We start from the raw sequence: 22,435 nt of genomic DNA on the forward strand, positions 1-22,435 counted from the left end.
TTTTTAGTGTTGAAAAAATGTTGAGCATTTATTACAAGTATATGAAACAGACAGGCACAGTTGCTCAACATTTTCATAATATGCATTGAAAAGTGAGAAAAAGGGGTGACTATTTATGAGTACGGTAGGCTTATTTTCAATTTTTTTAATTGGGATCGCTTCTAATTTAGATAATGCAGGTGTTGGGATTGCGTATGGCATTCGTAAAATTCGTATTTCGTGGTTTAACAATTTTATCATCGCATTCTTTGGATTTTTATTTACTTTACTAGCTGGATTTTTTGGGAACTGGATTGCATTATTTATTTCAGAGTTTACAGCAAACCTGATTGGAGCAATCGTTTTAGGGATAATTGGGGTGTTTATTTTATGTCAGCCTTTCTTGGGTCAAAAAAATACTGTAGGTTCTAAAGATGATAATGTACTTATGGGAATTTTACGTGATCCAGAAAAAGCAGATTTTGATGGATCTAAAACAATTAGTTTTTCTGAAGCACTTGTTTTAGGAGTTGCATTATCTATTAATAATATTGCAGGTGGGTTTGATGCTGGAGTAACAAATTTAAACCTTTGGCTTACAGCGACTATTTCTGGGGTATTTAGTTTTATTTGCATAAGTGGTTTTGCATATGTAGGAAAACGATATTTAGCAGAATACTTAGGGAAATGGGCGACGGTTATTGCAGGAGTGTTATTAATTCTTATTGGGATCGATCAGTTGTTGTAAGGAGAGTAGAAAACAAGGTTCGAGTATTTCCTTGGAAATACAGCAAGGGATTGCATATATCGACGTACTTTTCTCCATACTAATACGGATTTCTTTTAAGAAAGGGGGATTTGTATGGGACGCGGGAAAGCATTTGATCATAAGAAAAAAGGGCATGATCATCAACCACCTAAAGGTGCGTTCATTCATAAAGATGTAAATGAACATACTTTGGAAGAGGAAGAGCTACCAGTAAATATTGAGGCGTATAAAAATAGTTTAAAAAAACATTAAAAGCACCTACATAGGTGCTTTTTTTACCGTATATCTTCAATTAATTGTTCGGATTCTTCATGCATACTGTACTCACTTAATACTTGAATGCAAAGCCACTTTAATTCTTCGATCGTATGCTCAAGTTCTTCAGGAAGCACATGGTGAATGTCTTCAAGTCCCATTCCGAAATGAATAAGTTCAAGTACTTGATCATCGATGTTCCGATCCATTAATAGTTCAAGTACTTCTAAATTGAATATGTATCGGTGAGCTTCATCGAGTGAAACAACTTTTAGCTTTAAGCTTTCTACAATACTCAATATAAAAAGAAGAATTGTTTTTTCAAGAACAGGCTGTTTTCCCATTTGAAATATTAGTTTCATCTTTCACACCTCCACATATAGCGCTAGGTTGTACTATATTATTCAGGAGGGGGGAACAAATATGCATGATATAGAGAAACTTTCAGCACTGTTTTTGTAAGAGGATTGATAACTGACAAAAGTGAGGTTTTGGTGAAATAAAAAATCCTGCTAGTATAGCAGGATAACTCGCGATTAAAAAATACTCCAGCCTTCTTGAGCAGAAAGAAGTTCAAGGATTTTAAAACCAGCAATGCTATTTCCGTTTGCATCTAAAGCTGGTCCGAAAATACCGATTCCCATATCGCCTTTTACGCAACCGAAAATACCACCGGCTACACCACTTTTTGCAGGGATACCAACACGAATTGCAAATTCACCAGATTCGTTATACATACCACATGTGACCATAAATGTTTTGCAAATTTTTGTAATATGTTTAGGGATGATTTGTTTCTTTTTATATGGATCATATCCATCCATTGCAAAAATTAAGCCGATACGTGCTAAATCGATGCAGTTTACTTCAACTGCACATTGACGAGTATATAAATCCATAAGTTCTTCAATATCACAATCGATAATTCCGTTTTGTTTCATATAATAACAAAGTGAACGGTTTAGATAAGCTGTCTCTAATTCTGAATCGGCAACTTTAGAGGAATAATTAATAGTAGGATTATCTGTTATTTCACGTACAAAATGAAGAATACGTTCCATTTTTTCCTCGTTATCTTTTCCTGCTAACATGCTTGTAATAGCTAATGCTCCTGCATTTATCATTGGATTAAGGGGTTTGGACGGACTTGTCGTTTCTAACTTAATAATAGAATTAAATGGGTCACCCGTTGGTTCCATTCCAACTTTAGAAAATACATATTCTTCGCCACGGTCTAAAAGGGCAAGGGCAAGTGTAATTACTTTGGAAATACTTTGAAGAGTAAATAGTGTTTGTGAGTTGCCTGCATGGATATATTCTGTTTCTTTATGGAAAATGGCAATCCCTAAATCGTCTGGATTTGCATTTCCTAGTTCGGGGATATAAGTAGCAAGTTTTCCTTTTTTCGTATATGGTTTTACTTGTTCTAACAACTGTTGTAAGTTGTTTGTTTCAATGCACTGCATAGTACCAACGCTCCTATTTTGAATTAACTAAGTTTACTTTTCCCGATATGCTCGGAAATAAATAATAACATGAAAAAGTGGAATGATAAAACGAAAGTTTAATGTGCTATAATAGGTCTTTCGTTTCGAGTATTCTGTATTTTTAAAAGGAGAATTTTCCTTTTATATAACAGTTTGGAAATAGGAGATTTATCCATAAAAAGTTCAGAAATAAAAACTACACATCTATACAACTATATGTTATTATGGTTATGTAATAGAAAGCGTTTTCTAAAGCGTATTTATAATGATAACGATTTCATAAATTTAATTAGGGGGAATTAAAATGTTGCAGTTTTTACAACGTATTGGTAAAGCTTTAATGCTTCCGATCGCAGTACTACCAGCAGCAGGATTATTGCTTCGTCTAGGACAAGAAGACGTATTAAACATTCCTGTTATGGCACAGGCCGGTGCAGCAATTTTTGATAATTTAGCACTTATTTTTGCAATTGGTGTTGCAATCGGTTTATCTATTGACGGTAGTGGTGCAGCTGGTCTTGCAGGTGCAATTGGTTATTTAGTTATGAAGAATACAACTAATGCTTTAAGTGTTACTTACTCAACAGCAGAACTAAATGATAAATTAAAAAGTGTTCAAGATTTAGTTGGTTCAGTAGATCCAACTAAATTAGCGGATACGATGAATAAAGTTTCTAAAGCAGCAGCTTTGACGCCCAAAATAAATATGGCCATACTCGGTGGTATTATTGCCGGGGTTATCGCTGGATTACTATACAACAAATTCCATAAGATTAAACTACCAGAATGGTTAGGATTCTTCGCTGGAAAACGTTTCGTACCAATCATTACTTCTATTGTAATGCTTCTTTTAGGATTAGTATTCGGTCAAATTTGGCCAACAATCCAAACTGGTATTGATGCAGTATCACACGGTATCGTAAACTTAGGTTCAATCGGTGCAGGGTTATTCGGATTATTAAACCGTTTATTAATTCCAATCGGTTTACATCACGTAATGAACACATATTTCTGGTTTGTACTTGGTGACTTTACAAATGCAGCTGGCGATCTTGTTCATGGTGATATCGCTCGTTTCTTTGCAAAAGATCCATCAGCGGGTATGTTTATGACTGGTTTCTTCCCAGTTATGATGTTTGGTTTACCAGCAGCTTGTTTCGCAATGATTGCGGCTGCTAAACCAGAAAAACGTAAAGCAGTTACTGGTATGTTAGCTGGTTTAGCGTTAACTTCATTCTTAACTGGTATTACAGAGCCAATCGAATTCTCGTTCATGTTCTTATCACCAGTATTATATGGTGTGCATGCAGTATTAACAGGTCTTTCTTTATTCATAACAACATCACTTGGCATTCGTGATGGTTTCACATTTAGTGCAGGTGCTATTGATTATGTTATTAACTTTGGTATTGCAACAAAACCTATATTATTAGCAGGTATCGGTTTAATTTATGCAGCAATTTACTTTGCAGTATTCTACTTCTTAATTAAGAAGTTCAACTTAAAAACTCCAGGTCGTGAAGATGACGATGAGTTAGTTGAAGATGCGGATGCACCAGTTGCAGGTTCAATTGGTGAAACTTACGTAGCAGCTTTAGGCGGAAAAGAAAACTTAACAGTTATTGATAACTGTGCAACACGTCTACGCTTACAAGTGAAAGATGCTGGTCAAGTAAACGAAGCGGCACTAAAACGTGCGGGTGCAAAAGGTGTTATGAAATTGAGTGACACAAGTGTACAAGTTATCGTAGGTACAAATGTTGAATCTGTTGCCGATGATATGAAAAAACACGTATAAATAATTAGATAAGAGGATATCCAAAAAAATTGATAACATCAGTTTTTTAGAGGATATCCTCTTTTTTTATGTTGAAAATTTAACGGGAATCTTACTTTTGTAAATTTTCTTTTTCTTTTTTGTATATATAGGTTGGTAATATGTGCAGTGCGTGATAAAGTAGGGATGATATAGAATGGATTATCCATAATCTACTAAAATGAAACTTTAGTAGAGGAAGTAAATTATTGGTGAATAAGGGGAAAAAGGCAATTATGGATCAGGAAAAAAATAATGCGAATGGGAAAGCACGTCGGCCGATTGTATACATAAAAAGAACAATCATTCTCGTCTTACTATTATTACTTGTATATTTCATGTATACAAAAATTGTTGCGCATAATAAGAAAGAAGAAACTTTAAAAGCGGCAGCAGAAATGAAGAAACAAGAAGAGCTAAAAAAGAAAGAAGAGGAAAAAAAGAAGCAAGAAACACAAAAACAAAAAGAGCAGGAAGAACAAGTGAAGCAAGCGCAAGCTGTGGAGAAACCTGCTGAAGGGCCACCTCAAGAAATTAATGAAAACGCTCAACTGGATCAATATTTACAAAACGCAGGGTTTAGCGGGACAGCTGTTATTGTGAAGAACGGAAAAGTTCTTTTGAATAAAGGATACGGTATGGCAAATAAAGAGCAGCAAGTACCGAATAATTCAGAGACGACTTTTTATATTGGTTCTATTTCAAAGGCGTTTGTAGCAACTGCTATTATGCAGTTGAAAGATCAAAATAAATTACAAGTAGAAGATACTGTTGCAAAATATATTCCAAATTTCCCACAAGGTAATAGTATTCAGCTAAAACATCTATTAACACATACATCAGGGATTCCCGAATATGAGCAGGGAAAAGAAGATATTTCTCATGAAGAACTGATAAAGCGAATAGGAAATCAAAAGCGTATTGGTGGTCCAGGAGAGAAGTGGAAGTATTCCGATTCGAACTACTCTATACTTGCATACATTGCCGAGAAGGTAAGTGGACAGTCGCTTGAAGAATATATTAAACAACATATTTTTGCTACTGCTGGTATGAAACATTCTGGTTTTGGCACAGCGTTAGAACAAACAAGATTCCCATCAACGGGTTATAAAATAGTAAATAATAATATGACAACACCTAATATTCCGAGCATGTCACAACTATATGGTTGTGGTGATATATATACGAGTGCACATGATTTATATTTATTTAACGAAGCGTTATACTCTGGAAAGTTAATTTCAAAAGCGAGTTACGATCAGATGTTTACAGCCGTGAAAAAGGATTACGGATTTGGCTGGTACGTAGACCCAGGAAGCTATTCGAATCACGGTGTAATGCCAGGTTGGAATTGTTTAAATGGATTTAGTAAAAATGGTAGTGTGTATGTTGTTTTATTATCTAACATTCAAAATAACATTAAATCATTTGGTAAAGTGAATAATGATATTTATACGATGTTGCGAAATATTGAAGTGTAAAAAACTATCCTTTTGGATAGTTTTTTTTTGCCCTGAAACAAATATTTCTTTTAGAAAATGTATGCCTTACCTATCACAAAAATATCTATTTTGTATACATTAAGATGTATGGATGTAAAATTTTATAATCTAAAAATAATAGGAGGAGAAGTGTATGTGTCTGTTCAGAAAATATTGGCATAAATTATCAAGATTGTTTAATAGACAATTAAGCTATTTTTTAGATGATAAATTATTGCCTGCTGTGGAACGACTTTTATTTTCGCAAAACTTTGCAAGGTTTATTCAAAGAAACTCTAAGCAAGCTACGGAAGAATTTATAAAATCAAGCCAATTTCAATCTATTATTTGCAACATTTTAAAAGAATGCAATACATCACCTTTTAAAGAAATTGCAAAGCAGTATTTAGGTAAAAACGTTGAAATTACGGTGACAGTTGGACAATTAACAGGCGTTATTGTAGCAGTCGGTGATGATTTCTTAACATTGCAAGAAGGTATAGGAACTGAAGTTTTATTACCATTTACAAGTATTATATCAATTAAAGAAGTGTAAGAAAGGAGAGCTATATATGTTATTTACTGATGAATTACGTAACCATGTTGGTGAATTAGTGCAAGTTGTGACAGCTGTAGAAATTGTTACAGGCATTCTTTTATCTGTGACAGATGGGGCGGTAAGTGTTCGTACTTCTCCTTCTTATGGACCACCGGAAGATGTAATTGTGCGTACTCCTATTATTGCTTATGTTCGCTTGGAAGGGTAAGCGTGATACAAGTATGAGAGTATCAGTTGTTATTCCAGCGCACAATGAAGCGAGTACTTTATCACAAGTTTTAGTAGAAGTGGAGAAGCTCAAGCCTTACGAAATTATTGTAGTAGATAATGGCTCGACAGATGGAACGAAAGACATAGCGTTACAACATCATTGTCACGTGATTTATTATAAACATTCTCTTGGCAATGATGTTGGACGGGCTATTGGAGCTAGAGAAGCAAAAGGTGAAATTGTTTTGTTTTTAGATGGTGATATTGTTATTGATAGTAAAGAGTTACAACGTTTCGTGAAAGGAATTCGACAAGGGCATCAAATTGTTGTGAATAATTTAACATGGTCGGTTTATTTAAAGATGAGACCACATTATACGACAGTTGGAAAGTTCATGTTGAATCGTTATTTGAATAAAAAGGAGCTTGTTGTTGGATCTTTAATTGCAATTCCACATGCGATGAGCAGGGAAGTTATCGAGAAACTTGGGTGGTGGAATTTAGCAGATCCAGCACTATTTCAAGCGATAGCGATGTCTAGAGGAGTAGATATTGTTGATATGGCTTCGGTCGATGTAATTCACACAAATAAGGTTCGTCCTGTGCATACAGGAACATCACCTGGTTCTCCTTATCCGAAAGCGACTAGCCGTATTATGGGTGATCATTTACGTGCTTTGCAATTTGTAATCGAAACATATGGTAAACGCGGCGGTTTTTCGGAGGGAAACAGGGATAGGGAGTTTATAGGGAACTATAAACCAGTTGTATTAAAGAAGGAAAAAGCGAAATATAGTGCGATTATACCAGTGTCAGAAGAAAAAATGACGATAAGATCTGTTATACAAGAAGTGAAAAAAGCAGGGATAGATGAAATTATTGTTGTCGCGAATGGAGCAGATTTTGAGACTGTTAAACAGGCAAAGTTAGAGAATGTTATCGTTATTGAATTCGAGGAAGCACTCGGACATAATGTAGCTCGAGCGATAGGAGCTATGCATGCCACAGCCGATATTTGTTTATTCGTTGATGGTGATTTTGTTATTCCAGCAAAAAAACTCACTCCATTTTTGCAAGCTGTTGAAGATGGAGGTGACGTGGTTTTAAATGATTTACAATGCTTATTAGATATGTTTCATCCTGCAGATCCAATTAGTATGGGGAAATATTTTGTGAATTTAGTAGCGAAAAGACCGGATTTATGGAATAACTCATTAACGGCAGTACCACATGCTATGCATAAAAGGGTAATAGAGAAAATAGGATATGACTCGCTTGTTATTCCGCCATTAGCTCAAATGAAAGCTATTTTGGAGGTTTTTTCTATTACAGCAGTAGAATTTGTAGATGTTATAAAAACCAATCGGGTACGCCCGGAGCAACATGGATTTGTAAATGGACGTATTCCGGCATTTGACCGTATTTTCGGTGATCAACTTGAGGCGATTGCTTATCTATTACAATATACAGACGAACGTGGGAGTTTTACAGATGGAGATCGCGATAGAGACACTATTCAACAATTGAGAAAGGAAGAAAAGAATACAGATGAATGCTAGTAGTAAAGTAGCTATTATTGGATTAGGGTATGTTGGTCTTCCTTTAGCAGTCCATTTTGCAGAAAGAGGACATACCGTACTTGGATTAGATAAAGATACTAGAAAAATAGAATCGATTATAAAAGGAGAAAGTTATATTCCAGATGTTTCTTCTAAAGTGTTGCAAAGTTTATTGACTAAAAATAAATTAATAGTAAATACACCAGATAAAGGTATTACTGATTTCCAAAGTAGTGATTATGTTATTGTTACTGTTCCAACTCCAATTAATGAACGAAGAGAACCAGATTTAAGTGCTCTCATTTCAGCTTCGCATTATATACAACAAAATCTCCAAAAAGGACAAACCTTCATTTTTGAAAGTTCCACATATCCAGGCACACTTGAGGAAGTTATTATTCCTATTATTTCTCAAGCTGGCCAAAAGGTAGGAGAAGATTTCTATATCGGATATTCCCCTGAGAGAATTGATCCAGCAAATAGTCAATATTCAGTTCAATCTATTCCAAAAGTTATTAGTGGACAAACAGAAAAGTGTAAACAAAAAGTACAGGATTTATATAGTACCATTTTTGACGTAGTTGTACCTGTTAGTTCGCCGAAAGTAGCAGAGATGTGTAAGTTATTTGAAAATATTCAGCGCTTAGTTAACATCTCTTTAGTAAATGAGTTAAACACATTATGTGAAAGTTTAGGGATTGATTTTTATGAGGCCATTGAAGCGGCATCTACAAAACCTTTTGGATTTACTCCGTATTGGCCAGGACCAGGGATAGGGGGGCACTGTATTCCCGTAGACCCCTTATATTTTCAATGGAGAATAAAAAAGAATGGGGCAATTAGTCAATTAATTGAGGCGGCACATGTAATTAATGAAGAAATGCCAGAGAAAATAGTCCGGAAAGTAAAGGGCATGGTGCAATCACCCGGACTAGTTTTAATTGTAGGAATCGCATATAAGAAAGATGTAAATGATTTGAGAGAATCACCGGCTTTGCCAATTATTCAATTACTAATAAAAGAAGGATACGAGATAAAATACCATGATTCATATATTTCTTCCGCGGAAATTGGAGATAAGGTGTATCAATCTGTTGCTTTAGATGAACAAACAGTTAAAGAGGCAGGTTGTATTTTAATTTTAACTGACCACTCTAATATCGATTGGAAGCTTTTTAAAGGAATGAACCGAGTAATAGATACACGGGGAATCGTAAAGAAGGTGAGTGTATGAGTAAGAAATGTTTAATTACAGGTGGGGCCGGATTTATTGGATCTCATTTAGCTGAAGAGTTGGTGAGAAGGGGTTATGAAGTCACGATTGTGGATAACTTCTATAAAGGGAAAAATAAGTATCATAATGAGCTAATGAGAGAGATTCGGGTTATTCCAATAAGTGTTTTAGATAAAAACTCTATTTATGAATTAGTAAATCAACATGATGTAGTGTTTCATTTAGCAGCAATTTTAGGTGTTAAAACGACAATGGAAAAAAGTATAGAGCTCATTGAAACGAATTTTGACGGAACGAGAAACATTTTACAAGCAGCATTAAAAGGAAAGAAGAAAGTAGTTTTTGCATCTACTTCAGAAGTATATGGTAAAGGCAAACCGCCTTTCTCTGAAGAAGGAGATCGATTGTACGGGGCAACTTCTAAAATTCGTTGGAGTTATGCAGTTTGTAAAACGTTAGAAGAAACATTATGTTTAGGATACGCATTAGAAGGTTTACCTGTAACGATTGTTCGTTATTTTAATATTTATGGTCCAAGAGCGAAAGATGGTCCATATGCAGGAGTAATCCCGCGATTTATCCGTGCAGCTTTGCAAGGAGAAGACATTCTCGTATATGGAGATGGAAAGCAGACACGTTGCTTTACGTATGTGAGTGATGCGGTAGAAGCAACAATTCGGGCAATGGATGAGAAGGTAAATGGTGAGATTATTAATATAGGTTCTGAGAACGAACAGAGTATAAAAGAAGTAGCAGAAACAATAAAAAAACTAACGAAATCTTCTTCGAAAATTGTACAAGTTCCTTTTGAGGAAGTATATCCACATGGCTTTGAAGAAATTCCGAATAGAAGGCCGAACGTAACAAAGTTAAGAGAACTTGTTCAATTTCAAGCGACAGTAACGTGGGAACAAGGATTGAAAGAAACTATTAAATGGTTTCGTGAAGAAAACAATGGCTAAGTCGCTATCAGTTATTATTCCTGCAAGTAATGAAGTAGATACGATTTCAGGCGTTATTCAATCGGTAAAGCCGTTAAATCCAGTAGAGATTATTGTCATAGCAAATGGTTGTAATGATGGTACAGAAGAGGTTGCTGATCAGCTAGGTTGTAAAGTAATCAGGTATACAGAACTATTAGGAAACGATGTTGGGCGTGCAGTTGGCGCAAAACATGCGATAGGTGATGTATTACTATTTATAGATGGGGACTTTGCTATTCCAACTTCCAAATTACAATTGTTTCTTAATCCAATTTTACATGATCAGACTGATATCGTTTTAAATAATTTGGACGCATTGTTTTTAAAGAAACAAAAACCCCATTCCGTTACAGTGTGGCGTCAAATATTAAATGCAATGTTAGAGCGTGAAGAATTAAAGATAGATTCTTTATTATCTGTACCTCATGCGTTGACGAAAGAAGTCGTCCAAAGTATTGGATATGAATGTTTAGTTAATCCTATTGTAGCTCATTTACGTATAGCACAAAGTAAATGGAGAATTAACCGTCATTGTGCTATTGATGTTATTACGCCGAATAAATTTCGACCGATTGAACATGCTGCATATGGCACAAACCTTTCTCAATCTGAAAGACGAATGATAGGTGATCATATAGAAGCAGTTGCAGAACGAATAGTAAGCAGTGATATACGCGGGGGATATTATGATGGAAATAGGAAAAGGGATAGCGTCTATCATACTTTAAATTTCGAAGATTTTTATCAAGGATGGGGCGTTACATCCAATTTGTATAGAGAAAAGCAACTATCGGTTGTTATTCCTGTACAAAATGAAGAGAAAACAATTGGAAAGGTTATAGAAGAGCTTCGTAAAATTGAACCTTTTGAAATCATCGTTGTCGTAAATGGTTCGTCAGATAAAACAGCAACGATTGCAAAATACAAAGGCGCAACAACCATTGTATATAAAGAAGCCCTTGGAAACGATGTAGGGCGTTCACTTGGAACTTATTTTGCAAAAGGAGAAATTGTGTTATTTATAGATGGTGATTTTGTTATTCCAGCTAGTGAACTATATCCTTTTGCAAAAGCTATTGCAGATGGAAAGGACGTCGCATTAAATGATTTAAATCATTATTTAGATTTAAGAGTACCACTTCATCTTGTAACTGCATTTAAGTATGCACTAAATTTAGCTTGTAATAGAAAGGATTTAGGGGTAGGCTCACTTATTGCGGTACCTAATGCATTTAGCCACAAGTGTTTGAAAGCAATTGGATATAAATCTTTATTGTCACCTTGTGTAGCACAGGTGAAGGCTCTTCTTTCTGGATTTGAAATTGCATGTGTATGTCGTGTTGAGGTTGATAAGATGAACCGTATTCGTCCCAGTGAACATTTTGCAAAAATAGGTCATCCTCCAGCTGTACTTCGAATTATAGGTGATCATATAGAAGGACTAGAGCAAATAATTGCATCAACAGACAATCGTGGCGGATTCTATGATGGCAATAGAAAAAGAGATGTTTTATAGAAGTAACAAAAAAAGTGTACAACATGTGTACACTTTTTTGTTCTGTTATAAAAACTATAACAGATTAGGAGATAAGAGTATTACAGCTCTACAATGGGTATTGTTCTTATATTACAAAATAGGACTCGTATATAAGGATACCAAAAAAATACAATTAAGGAAAGGGTTAATTTTAAAGACTTTTAAATGAAGTTAACACTATATATATAGTAGTTTGCTCAACATTTCACAAACATGTCACAACTATTTCGTTCACTTTCGTAAAAAAGTAGTATTCTAAGTGTGTAAGCTGTTATATAAAAAATCTTAGTCCTGTACTAATCAAAAATGGAGGAGATTAGGATGACTCAAGTATTAGAAAATGTTAAAAACGCATGGGAAAACTTTAAAGGTGAAAAATGGAAAGCAGAGATTGATGTTCGCGATTTCATTTTAAATAATGTAAACGTTTTCGAAGGAGACGAATCTTTCTTAGCAGAAGCAACTGAAGCAACGAAACAACTTTGGGATCAAGTAATGGATTTAACAACAAAAGAACGTGAAAACGGTGGCGTTCTTGATATGGATACAAAAATTGTTTCTTCTATTACATCACATGACCCAGGATACTTAAATAAAGATATTGAAAAAGTAGTTGGTTTCCAAACTGATAAACCATTTAAACGTTCTTTACAACCATATGGTGGTATTCGTATGGCAGAACAAGCTTGTGAATCTTATGGATACGAAATGGACAAAGAACTTAGTCGTATTTTTAGAGATTGGAGAAAGACTCATAACCAAGGTGTATTTGATGCTTATACACCAGAAATGAGAAATGCACGTAAATCAGGTGTTATTACTGGTCTTCCAGATGCATACGGTCGTGGACGCATTATCGGTGACTATCGACGCGTAGCATTATATGGTATTGATCATTTAATTGAAGCGAAAAAAGCTGATTTGAATTTAACTGGTGGTGTAATGAGCGAAGATACAATGCGTTTACGCGAAGAGTTATCTGAGCAAATGCGTGCACTTCAAGAACTAAAACAAATGGCTGCTTCTCATGGTTTCGATATTTCTAAACCAGCAACAAATGCACAAGAAGCATTCCAGTGGTTATACTTCGCATATCTTGCAGCGATTAAAGAGCAAAACGGAGCTGCAATGAGTCTTGGACGTACTTCTACATTCTTAGATATTTACATTGAAAGAGATTTAGCAAATGGTACTTTAACAGAAGAAGAAGTACAAGAAATTGTAGATCACTTCATTATGAAATTACGTCTTGTGAAATTCGCAAGAACACCTGATTATAATGAATTATTCTCTGGTGACCCAACTTGGGTAACTGAATCTATCGGTGGTATGGCATTAGATGGTCGTCCATTAGTAACAAAGAACTCATTCCGTTTCTTGCATACATTAGATAATTTAGGACCAGCTCCAGAACCGAATTTAACAGTTCTTTGGTCTAAACAATTACCAGAGAACTTTAAAAACTACTGTGCGAAAATGTCCATCAAAACATCAGCAATTCAATATGAAAATGATGACATTATGCGTGCTGATTACGGCGATGATTACGGAATTGCTTGTTGTGTATCTGCAATGAGAATCGGTAAGCAAATGCAGTTCTTCGGAGCTCGTGCAAACTTAGCGAAAGCATTATTATATGCGATTAACGGTGGTAAAGATGAAAAATCAAAAGCACAAGTTGGTCCTGAGTACGCACCAATTACTTCTGAAGTACTAAATTACGAAGAAGTTATGCATAAGTTTGATATGACAATGGAATGGTTAGCGGGTCTATATTTAAACACATTAAATGTTATCCATTACATGCATGATAAATATAGCTATGAACGTATTGAAATGGCACTTCATGATACAAATGTTCTTCGTACAATGGCAACAGGTATCGCGGGTCTATCTGTAGTAGCAGACTCATTAAGTGCAATTAAATACGCACAAGTAAAACCAATCCGTGATGAAAATGGTATTGCAGTTGACTTCGAGATTGAAGGAGACTTCCCAAAATACGGTAACAATGATGATCGTGTAGATGAGATCGCTGTAAATCTCGTGAAAACATTTATGAATAAACTGCGTAAACATAAAACATATCGTAATTCCGTTCATACAATGTCAATTTTAACTATTACATCTAACGTTGTATACGGTAAGAAAACTGGTAACACTCCAGATGGACGCCGTACTGGAGAACCATTTGCACCAGGTGCAAATCCAATGCATGGACGTGATACAAAAGGTGCATTAGCTTCATTATTATCTGTAGCTAAATTACCATATGAAGATGCACAAGATGGTATTTCTAATACATTCTCTATTATTCCAAAAGCACTTGGTAAAGAAGATGATGTACAAGTACGTAACTTAGTATCTATGCTTGATGGCTATGCAGTAAAAGAAGGCCATCACTTAAATATTAACGTATTTAATCGTGAAACATTAATGGATGCAATGGAACATCCTGAGAAATATCCACAATTAACAATTCGCGTATCTGGTTACGCTGTAAACTTTATTAAATTAACTCGTGAACAACAAATTGATGTAATTAACCGTACAATGCATGAAAGCATGTAAATGAAAAAAAGTGTCCCTTCGCTTTTAATACATAGCGAAGGGAGGCTGTTTCAATAAAGGAGGAAGTAACATGGTAAAAGGAAGAATACATTCTGTAGAGTCTTGTGGTACTGTTGATGGCCCAGGGATTCGTTATGTCATATTTACACAAGGGTGTTTATTACGTTGTCAATATTGTCATAATGCTGATACGTGGGAAATCGGTAAAGGTAAAGAAATAACAGTTGAAGAAGTGATGCAGGATGTGACATGTTACCTTCCATTTATTGAAGCCTCCGGAGGCGGTATAACAGTTAGCGGTGGAGAGCCATTATTACAGCTAGACTTTTTAATTGAGTTGTTTAAAAAGTGTAAAGAGGCTGGTATCCATACAACAATCGACTCTTCTGGTGGGTGTTATTCTGAGGAACCAGAATTCCAAAATAAGCTAGATATTTTAATGGATTATACAGATTTAGTTTTATTGGATTTGAAACATATCGATTCCAAAAAGCATCGTAAATTAACAGGGAAACCAAATGAACATATTTTACAATTTGCTCGTTATTTATCGGATAAGAATAAAGCGATTTGGGTACGACACGTATTAGTTCCTGGTGTTACGGATAATGAAGAGGATCTACAAAAACTATCTAGCTTTATTCAAAGTCTGTCTAATGTTCAAAAAGTTGAAGTGTTACCATATCATAAGCTTGGTGTATATAAATGGGAGGCGCTTGGACACAAGTATCCACTCGCAAATGTAGAACCACCTACTGAGAAAAATGTAGAACATGCTAAACATATTTTACAAGCGGTCTAATCCAAATATTGGATTAGGCTTTTTGCTTTCTTTACAATAAAATCTAGAGTATATATTGATAAAAGAGTATACTGAAAGTAGAATATCCATAATTTTGTACGGACTAAGTGGATAAATTTACATAATTGTAAAGGGAAATCAAAATAGTAAAAAGAATTAAGAAGTAAAAGAGTGAGTATCATGGAATAGAGAAGATTTGTAAGTTATTGCGAAAGCTCTTATAGGAAAGTATAATGTAAAGATATGAGCACAGATAGGATTAAGGGGTCAATCTTATATGCTTTGCATATCCACGACAGGTACATAGCTGAAAAGGGAATTATTAGAATCTGTTTATGTAATTTTTAAGGAAAATGTTTTTCCTATTGTCGTATATGCAATATGGAGAAACAAAAAGCTAGGAGTGGATTTGTTTGATAAAAAACCCCAAGGTTTTAATATTAACTGCACATTACGGTAATGGTCATGTGCAAGTAGCAAAAACATTAGAACAAACATTTCGCCAAAAAGGAATTGAAGATGTTATTGTATGCGACTTGTTTGGAGAATCACATCCATTTATAACTGACATTACAAAATATCTATATTTAAAAAGTTATACAATAGGAAAAGAATTATATCGTTTGTTTTATTACGGGGTAGAAAAAATTTATGATAAGAAAATAGCATCTTGGTATGCGAACTTTGGAAGAAAACGTTTGAAAACACTGTTACAGGTGGAGAAACCAGATATTGTAATTAATACATTTCCAATTATTGCTGTACCAGAATTGAAAAAACAAACGGGGATTTCAATTCCTGTCTATAACGTATTAACGGATTTTTGCGTGCACAAAATATGGATTCATCGAGAAGTAGATCGTTATTTTGTTGCAACGGATTACGTGAAAGAATTGATGGTTGATATCGGTGTACCTGCGGAACAAATTGTTGAAACAGGAATTCCAATTCGGAGTAGTTTTGAGTTAAAGGTAAATTCAGACATCATATATAATAAATATCAGTTATGTAAGAATAAAAAGATTTTACTAATTGTAGCAGGTGCTCATGGGGTATTAGGAAATGTAAAAGAACTATGCCAATCATTTATGTCAGTGCCTAATTTACAAGTAGTTGTCGTTTGTGGAAAAAATGAAGCTTTAAAACATGATTTATTAAGTTTACAGAAGCAAAATTCCGATGCATTAAAAGTGTTTGGGTATGTTGAAAATATTGATGAATTATTCCGAGTTACTTCTTGTATGATTACGAAGCCAGGCGGAATAACATTAAGTGAAGCAGCAGCGTTGCAAGTACCTGTCATTTTATATAAGCCTGTTCCAGGACAAGAAAATGAAAATGCGATGTACTTTGAAAAAAAAGGAGCAGCAGTTGTCATTCGCGATGATAGTGAGGTTTTCGCAAAAACAGAGGCATTATTACAAGATGATGTGAAGCTTCTTCAAATGAAAGAAGCAATGAAAAGCATCTATCTTCCAGAGCCAGCTGGTCATATTGTAGATGCAATTTTGGCAGAAAATCATGCAGAACCGCGTCATATACCTATTAAATCACCTGCTCTTGCACAATCTTTTACTTAATATGAAACCCTCTTTGTATATGTAAAGAGGGTTCTTTGTTATTTTCAAAGAAAATTTAGCTACTTATCCACAAAAGGATTGCGCTTTCATTAAACAGTAAAGTCGGAATATTAACAACTATATCCACATTGTCCACAATTTTTAGAAAAATATCCACAATTAAAACAGTCGATATATGCTTGAATATAGAAAGATATTAAATGTTTTTGAAAATTACTAACAATTGCATCAGTTTTGTGGATAAAGTTGTCCACAGAAAAAAGGCCCCTTATGCATAAGCATAAGGGGCCTTTTTTCTTACTTCTATCAGTCGAGAAAATTATGTAATGAAAATGAATAATTAGGGGGGAAACTTCTAATTATTCATTTTCACTTTAAATGCTTTTCGAGCGATATCCTGCTGCACGATCTGCTTTTTGAAATTCGCGTTGATAGAGAACTTCTTGTGTACTAGATAATGTGTTTTTTGCTTTATCACGTTTCTTTTTATCCATTACAAATCACCTCGTGTCTTAAAGTTACTATTTATCGTTTCCAAAGACATGAGGGGATATACGCATATGGAAAATGTTAATGATTGATTATCATTTCAGAAAATTTAGATTATGCTTCTTTTAATTGATGAGCATCTTGGAAGGTTGTATCTCGCATTGTAGCAAGTGTGTATTGATCTTTTGGAATTTCATATAAGTTATATACTTCTTCGTTTGCGTTAATTTCATCATATACGGCTTTTCTTGTTTCATTTGCTAGATTCACATATTGCAGTTTTTCTGCAGCTTTAATAGAACGAATATTTATTTTACGAATACGCATGAAAATTGTTTCAATATCTAATTCATAGAAAAGTTCACTAAAAAATGAATCTTTTGCCAATTTATTATAGCCTTTTCCATGATATGGTTTGCCAAGCCATGTCCCGAGAAATCCAGCTTTTTCTTGCACATCAAATAAAGTAATTGTTCCGATAGGGTTACCCCATTCATCTAAAATTGTGCGTGAAATTAATTCACCACGCTCTTCAGCTTCAATCGTTTGTTTCGTTAAGAATAAATATTCTTCATAAGAATAAGCCTTTTGACGCACAAAAGGGAAGACAGCTGGATCCACCATTAACTCGTATAGAACGTGGCTGTCGTGTAAGTCGCGTTTTTTCAACATACTAACTCCTCCTCACACGAGGGTAGCATGACGAAAAAACACCCCACCCTCGAAATTTTTATATCAATCTTTAAAAAATTTCGGGGTGGGAATCGAACCCACTAGAACCAGTTTCTAACGCTGGTGGCGCACCATTTGCCTTCCCCATTCATCAATTTGAAAATGATAATCACGACACAAATTGATTATGGTTTCATTCAGTTTATAATCGTATAATACTTTATCTAGTCAAAAAAATAAACTAGTTTTTTTTATTTTTTTTGTAAATTATTTTTCCATCAATCATAGTTAGTACAGGCTTGGCTAAATAATGGAAAGGATGATGAGTCCATAACACGAGATCGGCGTCTTTTCCAACCTCGATGCTTCCAATTCTATCCTCTAACCGCAAATTTCGCGCTGGGAATATGGTGATTCCTTCTAGTGCTGTTTTCTCGTCTAACCCTTCTCTTACTGCGACAGCAGCACAAATATTTAAATACTGAATGGGTGTATAAGGATGATCGGTTGTTATAGAAACTTCCACACCATTTTTGGATAATATATGGTAAGTATCCCATGTCTTGTTTTTTAGTTCGATTTTAGAACGGCGTGTCAGAGTGGGACCAACTGAAACCTTCAAATTGTGTTTCGAAAGCTCTTCAACAAGAAAGTGTCCTTCTGTACAATGTTCAATACGTAGATCGAGGTTGAATTCCGTTGCAAAGCGTAGCGCAGAACTAATATCATCTGCTCTGTGAGCGTGGATACGTACGGGTATTTCACGACGTAATGCTTTTAAAATAGGAAGCATTCGAAAATCAGCTTCGTGCCCGTAGTGTTGTGCTTCATAGAATGATTCCCGAAGTAACCCCATAATCCCCATACGTGTTATGGATTCTTTTGTTCCATTACTATGGACTTTTTTAGGGTTTTCTCCAAAGGCAATCTTTAAACCAGCAGGTTCTTGAATAATCATATGATCAATACAAGTTCCAGCTGTTTTTATTACACAAGTAGTACCCCCGATAATATTTTGACTGCCAGGCATAACGTGAACGGTTGTAATTCCATTTTGTACAGCGTCTTGAAAGGCGATATCGAGAGGATGGATTCCATCTAAAGAACGAATATGTGGTGTTGAAACTTCAGATGTTTCATTGGCATCATTTCCAGCCCAACCAGTACCTTCATCATAGAGACCAAGGTGAGTATGGACATCAATAAAGCCAGGTAAGAGATGGAGTGCTCGTGCATCTATAACGGTCATATCTTGAGTAGGTTGAATAAAAGGTTTGACCTCGGTAATTCGCTCTCCTGTAACGAGTACATCGCCTTGAAACTTTGGAGATGTAATAGGGTATACAATGGCTTGTTTGAGCAATATTTTCATAGGTACCTCATTTCTGTTACTTTATAATGCTAATGGAAGTTGAGGGAAAGTAACTGAAAGGTTATTTGTATGGTAATGCTTCGGATCCTAGAAAATGAAAGTTTTAAAAGGGCCCATGTAAAATTGTGTTTTAGAAGTACTACATTGTATGCGAAAGTATATTTTGTAATGCATGGTCTATTGCCGGAAATGTGTATTGATATCCATGTTTAATTGCTTTACTAGGTAATACATGTTGCCCTTCTAGTACAAGTATGCTCATCTCACCTAATAAGGCGTGAAGCATAAATGAAGGGACAGGCAGCCAATGTGGTTTTCTCGTTGCAGCAGCGATGGTCTTTCCAAATTCCTTCATTCTTATAGGTGTTGGTGCTGTCATATTAAGAGGACCATCAATTTCTTTTTTGTGTATGATGAAATCCATCATACGAACGACATCGTCTATATGAATCCATGATAACCATTGTTTCCCAGAACCAATGGTGCCGCCGATATAGAATTGATAGGGAAGTAACATTTTTGGCAAGGCTCCGCCATCTGCACCTAATACAACGCCAAATCTTGTGTAAATTGTTCTTATTCCGAGAGAACATGCTTTAGCTGCTTCTTGTTCCCATAAAAATACTGTTTCTGCTAAAAAGTCATTTCCGGGAGTTTCTTGTTGCTCAGTAAAAGACTCTACTTCAGATGTTCCGTAGTATCCAATAGCACTTGCATTAATAAATGTATGTGGTTTTTTATGGAGTGCCTGCAATTGTTTAATGAGTCCTTTTGTTGTTTGAATTCTACTGTTTAAAATGGCTTTCTTTTGTTTCTTTGTCCATCTACTATTAATAGACTCTCCGGCTAGATTAATAACTACATCAATAGAAGAGAGGGGGAAGGTTTGTAAATCTGGTGTCCATTGAACATACTGAAGGTTAGGGTCGGAAGTTTCAGTAGTTTTTTTTCGTGTGAGGATGTAAACAGTATATCCTTTTTGAACAAAAAAAGTAGAAAGATATTTACCGATAAAGCCTGTACCACCAGAAATTGCGATTTTCACAAGTATTTCCTCCTCATTATATATATTCTTGAAAAGAAAAAATGTTCCTCGACTATGTTAAAATAATAGAGAGGTGAGAGTATGGCTGTCATTACAAAAATAGAAGTACAAAAACGATCGAAAGAACGATTTAATATTTATATTGATAAAGGCCAAGGTGAAGAGTACGGGTTTAGTGTGGATCAAGTAATCTTAATGAAACATGGATTACAAAAAGGCTTAGAAATTGATGAAATAGAGTTAGGAAATATTTTGTACAATGAAGAGGTACAAAAAGCATATTTACAAGCAATCTCCTATTTATCCTATCAAATGAGAACAAAACAAGAAATAGAAGATTTTTTACGAAAAAAAGAAGTGGGACAGGCCATCATCTCTGAAGTCGTTTCGAAATTATTACATGACCGATATATTAATGATAAAGAGTACGCTGTTTTATATACGCGAACGCAAAGTAATGTGAATCGAAAAGGTCCAACTGTTATTAAAAGAGAGTTGTTAAATAAAGGTGTTCAAGATTTACTTATTATGCACAGTTTACAAGAATATCCGAAGGAAAAGCAAATTGAGAATGCCTTGTTTCTCATAGAAAAGAAGAAAAAATCTTATCAAAAGCATTCTTTTTTACAAATGAAGCTAAAGTTAGATGAGATGCTTGTTCGAAAAGGATATTCTAGAGAAGTAATTCAAATTTGTTTGGAAGAATTGAAAGACGAAAGAGATGACGAAAAGCAACAAGAAGCGTTACACTATCATGGGAATAAATATTATGAGAAATATAAGAAGTATGATGGATGGACATTTGAAAACAAGATGAAACAAGCGTTATATAGAAAAGGATTCTCGATTGATGAAATTGAGATATTTTTGCAAATGAAACGCGAAGAGGAATGAGGAGAATAAGATGAATATGCCAAAACGCTACAGTGAAATGACACCGCATGAGCTAAGGGAAGAAATTGGCGCTTTGAAGGAGCAAGCAGTAAAAGCTGAGCAGCTTGGGATTGTCAATGAATTTGATGTATTAATGAGAAAAATGGCAATGGCTCGTGCTTATATGACGGATATAAACAAGTTCCGTATTGGTGAAATATATGAATTAGTAGAAGAACCTGGTGTATTATTTAAAATTACGTATTTCAATGGGGTATTTGCTTGGGGATATAAGCAAAATGATAATGAAGAGATTGGCATACCAATTTCCTTATTGCAAGAAAAATAAAAACCAGAGAGCACATATCTCTCTGGTTTTCATCTTTGGTAGGCGTTAAAGGAGATAGGAGATTCTAAAATTGGCGTTTTTTACATTCATTTGCCAATATAATGAGAGACTGGGTTTGTTGCGTCTGTCCGTTAACTTGCGCTTTCGCATGTTTTGGACGAGTCCACGTATGGTTAAATAATTCAGAACGACTATCTAAGCGATCACGGTAGCTCATCTTTATCACCTCGTGTAGGAAGTTAATTTAATTTGTACTACTCTTCCTGCTGATTTGCAGCACGCATACGTTCTTGTGGGTGCGTGTTAATTGTGCCGTTAGGTCGCTTCGAAGCGAAGCGTGATTTCGCTTTCGGCTGACCGTCGATTTTGCTGTTGTTTTTTGACTCAGACCAAAATTCGGCTTGTTTACCCATTGCGAACGCCCTCCTCCTCATCAGTTGATACCTCTTTAAGAAGTATCACTTATAGAATGTGCAAAACAGAAGAAACTATCCTTTAGAAATGAAGGGATAAATAGGTAAAAGGAGATTAGAACATGAATGATATTTATGAAGCATTAACGAAAGAATTATTAGACAAGAATGACAAGCTTTCTTACGGACAAGCTCGTGCATGGGTTGAATTACTTTGGGAAGATTTTCAAACAACTTATGCAAAATCAGGGCGTTATCAAGGTGAGGAAATGACTGAGCAAGTGGTACGATCATGGATTAATAATCATGGTGTACGCCTTCATGAAATGCGTACAAACAATCCGAAGTATAGTCATTTAATTAATCAAGAAGATCATTTGAAACATTAAAAAAAGCGACT

Annotated in this window: 25 protein-coding genes; 17 read left to right on the forward strand and 8 right to left on the reverse strand. The window is 35.1% G+C overall.

Annotation, left to right across the window (positions count from 1 at the left end):
• The first annotated feature begins 115 nt into the window (after positions 1–115).
• Both ytaF and ACUXVC_RS02465 read left to right on the forward strand, forming a co-directional pair.
• Complete coding sequence (gene ytaF / locus ACUXVC_RS02460) at positions 116–727, forward strand: sporulation membrane protein YtaF (RefSeq protein ID WP_095691454.1); 612 nt, start codon at positions 116–118, stop codon at positions 725–727.
• Between the two features lie 114 nt (positions 728–841).
• The gene (locus tag ACUXVC_RS02465; protein WP_000532409.1) at positions 842–1,000 is read left to right on the forward strand and encodes a hypothetical protein; all 159 of its coding nucleotides are present in this window, start codon (positions 842–844) and stop codon (positions 998–1,000) included.
• Between the two features lie 23 nt (positions 1,001–1,023).
• Here ACUXVC_RS02465 and ACUXVC_RS02470 read toward each other — a convergent pair whose 3' ends face one another.
• Positions 1,024–1,365, reverse strand: coding sequence for a DUF3969 family protein (locus tag ACUXVC_RS02470; protein WP_000766603.1), 342 nt, complete (start codon positions 1,363–1,365; stop codon positions 1,024–1,026).
• A 174-nt stretch (positions 1,366–1,539) separates the two neighbouring features.
• Positions 1,540–2,469: a glutaminase A gene (gene glsA / locus ACUXVC_RS02475; RefSeq protein ID WP_001149850.1), complete on the reverse strand. Its 930-nt coding sequence runs from the start codon at positions 2,467–2,469 to the stop codon at positions 1,540–1,542.
• Positions 2,470–2,794: 325 nt separating this feature from the next.
• On the opposite strand from glsA, the gene nagE reads away from it, so the two are divergent.
• From nagE to ACUXVC_RS02535, 12 genes are all read left to right on the forward strand, one after another.
• On the forward strand, positions 2,795–4,288 hold the full coding sequence (gene nagE / locus ACUXVC_RS02480) for an N-acetylglucosamine-specific PTS transporter subunit IIBC (RefSeq protein WP_095691453.1): 1,494 nt from the start codon (positions 2,795–2,797) through the stop codon (positions 4,286–4,288).
• 254 nt (positions 4,289–4,542) lie between these two features.
• Entirely contained in the window at positions 4,543–5,787 is a 1,245-nt protein-coding gene (locus ACUXVC_RS02485; protein WP_095691592.1) for a serine hydrolase domain-containing protein, read from the forward strand.
• Between the two features lie 154 nt (positions 5,788–5,941).
• Positions 5,942–6,343, forward strand: coding sequence for a hypothetical protein (locus tag ACUXVC_RS02490; RefSeq protein ID WP_000335542.1), 402 nt, complete (start codon positions 5,942–5,944; stop codon positions 6,341–6,343).
• 16 nt (positions 6,344–6,359) lie between these two features.
• A complete protein-coding gene (locus tag ACUXVC_RS02495) occupies positions 6,360–6,554 on the forward strand; it encodes a hypothetical protein (protein ID WP_000899476.1) in 195 nt (64 codons plus the stop codon).
• Between the two features lie 13 nt (positions 6,555–6,567).
• Positions 6,568–8,115, forward strand: a complete 1,548-nt coding sequence (locus tag ACUXVC_RS02500; protein ID WP_260859140.1) for a glycosyltransferase family 2 protein — start codon at positions 6,568–6,570, stop codon at positions 8,113–8,115.
• On the forward strand, positions 8,105–9,349 hold the full coding sequence (locus tag ACUXVC_RS02505) for a nucleotide sugar dehydrogenase (protein ID WP_071730629.1): 1,245 nt from the start codon (positions 8,105–8,107) through the stop codon (positions 9,347–9,349). Before ACUXVC_RS02500 ends, ACUXVC_RS02505 begins: the two co-directional genes overlap by 11 nt.
• Complete coding sequence (locus tag ACUXVC_RS02510; RefSeq protein ID WP_064532189.1) at positions 9,346–10,311, forward strand: NAD-dependent epimerase/dehydratase family protein; 966 nt, start codon at positions 9,346–9,348, stop codon at positions 10,309–10,311. Before ACUXVC_RS02505 ends, ACUXVC_RS02510 begins: the two co-directional genes overlap by 4 nt.
• Positions 10,304–11,848: a glycosyltransferase family 2 protein gene (locus tag ACUXVC_RS02515; RefSeq protein WP_144465710.1), complete on the forward strand. Its 1,545-nt coding sequence runs from the start codon at positions 10,304–10,306 to the stop codon at positions 11,846–11,848. The genes ACUXVC_RS02510 and ACUXVC_RS02515 overlap by 8 nt, the downstream gene beginning before the upstream one ends.
• Positions 11,817–12,038 (forward strand): hypothetical protein, encoded by a 222-nt coding sequence (locus ACUXVC_RS02520; protein WP_002094217.1) that lies wholly within the window; start codon positions 11,817–11,819, stop codon positions 12,036–12,038. Before ACUXVC_RS02515 ends, ACUXVC_RS02520 begins: the two co-directional genes overlap by 32 nt.
• A 152-nt stretch (positions 12,039–12,190) precedes the next feature.
• A complete protein-coding gene (gene pflB, locus ACUXVC_RS02525) occupies positions 12,191–14,440 on the forward strand; it encodes a formate C-acetyltransferase (RefSeq protein WP_000195468.1) in 2,250 nt (749 codons plus the stop codon).
• A gap of 70 nt (positions 14,441–14,510) precedes the next feature.
• Complete coding sequence (pflA, locus tag ACUXVC_RS02530) at positions 14,511–15,242, forward strand: pyruvate formate-lyase-activating protein (protein WP_000238463.1); 732 nt, start codon at positions 14,511–14,513, stop codon at positions 15,240–15,242.
• A gap of 413 nt (positions 15,243–15,655) precedes the next feature.
• Positions 15,656–16,822: a diglucosyl diacylglycerol synthase gene (locus ACUXVC_RS02535; protein ID WP_053565322.1), complete on the forward strand. Its 1,167-nt coding sequence runs from the start codon at positions 15,656–15,658 to the stop codon at positions 16,820–16,822.
• A 374-nt stretch (positions 16,823–17,196) separates the two neighbouring features.
• Here the strand turns inward: ACUXVC_RS02535 and ACUXVC_RS02540 are convergent, their stop codons facing one another.
• The 4 genes from ACUXVC_RS02540 to ACUXVC_RS02555 form a co-directional block, all read right to left on the reverse strand.
• Positions 17,197–17,316: a YfhE family protein gene (locus ACUXVC_RS02540; protein ID WP_000358482.1), complete on the reverse strand. Its 120-nt coding sequence runs from the start codon at positions 17,314–17,316 to the stop codon at positions 17,197–17,199.
• A 109-nt stretch (positions 17,317–17,425) separates the two neighbouring features.
• A complete protein-coding gene (locus ACUXVC_RS02545; RefSeq protein ID WP_000914737.1) occupies positions 17,426–17,983 on the reverse strand; it encodes a GNAT family N-acetyltransferase in 558 nt (185 codons plus the stop codon).
• Between the two features lie 241 nt (positions 17,984–18,224).
• Positions 18,225–19,355: an amidohydrolase gene (locus ACUXVC_RS02550; protein WP_000698297.1), complete on the reverse strand. Its 1,131-nt coding sequence runs from the start codon at positions 19,353–19,355 to the stop codon at positions 18,225–18,227.
• Positions 19,356–19,494: 139 nt separating this feature from the next.
• Positions 19,495–20,400: a TIGR01777 family oxidoreductase gene (locus ACUXVC_RS02555; protein WP_053565321.1), complete on the reverse strand. Its 906-nt coding sequence runs from the start codon at positions 20,398–20,400 to the stop codon at positions 19,495–19,497.
• Between the two features lie 81 nt (positions 20,401–20,481).
• On the opposite strand from ACUXVC_RS02555, the gene recX reads away from it, so the two are divergent.
• Positions 20,482–21,294: a recombination regulator RecX gene (gene recX / locus ACUXVC_RS02560; RefSeq protein ID WP_053565320.1), complete on the forward strand. Its 813-nt coding sequence runs from the start codon at positions 20,482–20,484 to the stop codon at positions 21,292–21,294.
• A gap of 10 nt (positions 21,295–21,304) precedes the next feature.
• Complete coding sequence (locus ACUXVC_RS02565; RefSeq protein ID WP_001057023.1) at positions 21,305–21,622, forward strand: YfhH family protein; 318 nt, start codon at positions 21,305–21,307, stop codon at positions 21,620–21,622.
• A gap of 64 nt (positions 21,623–21,686) precedes the next feature.
• Here ACUXVC_RS02565 and ACUXVC_RS02570 read toward each other — a convergent pair whose 3' ends face one another.
• Both ACUXVC_RS02570 and ACUXVC_RS02575 read right to left on the reverse strand, forming a co-directional pair.
• Positions 21,687–21,839 (reverse strand): YpzG family protein, encoded by a 153-nt coding sequence (locus tag ACUXVC_RS02570; RefSeq protein ID WP_000122093.1) that lies wholly within the window; start codon positions 21,837–21,839, stop codon positions 21,687–21,689.
• Positions 21,840–21,876: 37 nt separating this feature from the next.
• Positions 21,877–22,035 (reverse strand): small, acid-soluble spore protein K, encoded by a 159-nt coding sequence (locus ACUXVC_RS02575; protein WP_000517891.1) that lies wholly within the window; start codon positions 22,033–22,035, stop codon positions 21,877–21,879.
• Between the two features lie 122 nt (positions 22,036–22,157).
• Here ACUXVC_RS02575 and ACUXVC_RS02580 point away from each other — a divergent pair, with 122 nt between their 5' ends.
• Positions 22,158–22,424 (forward strand): YfhJ family protein, encoded by a 267-nt coding sequence (locus ACUXVC_RS02580; RefSeq protein ID WP_000998159.1) that lies wholly within the window; start codon positions 22,158–22,160, stop codon positions 22,422–22,424.
• The last annotated feature ends 11 nt before the right edge of the window (positions 22,425–22,435 follow it).

The sequence above is a fragment of the Bacillus sp. N6 genome, assembly GCF_052805735.1.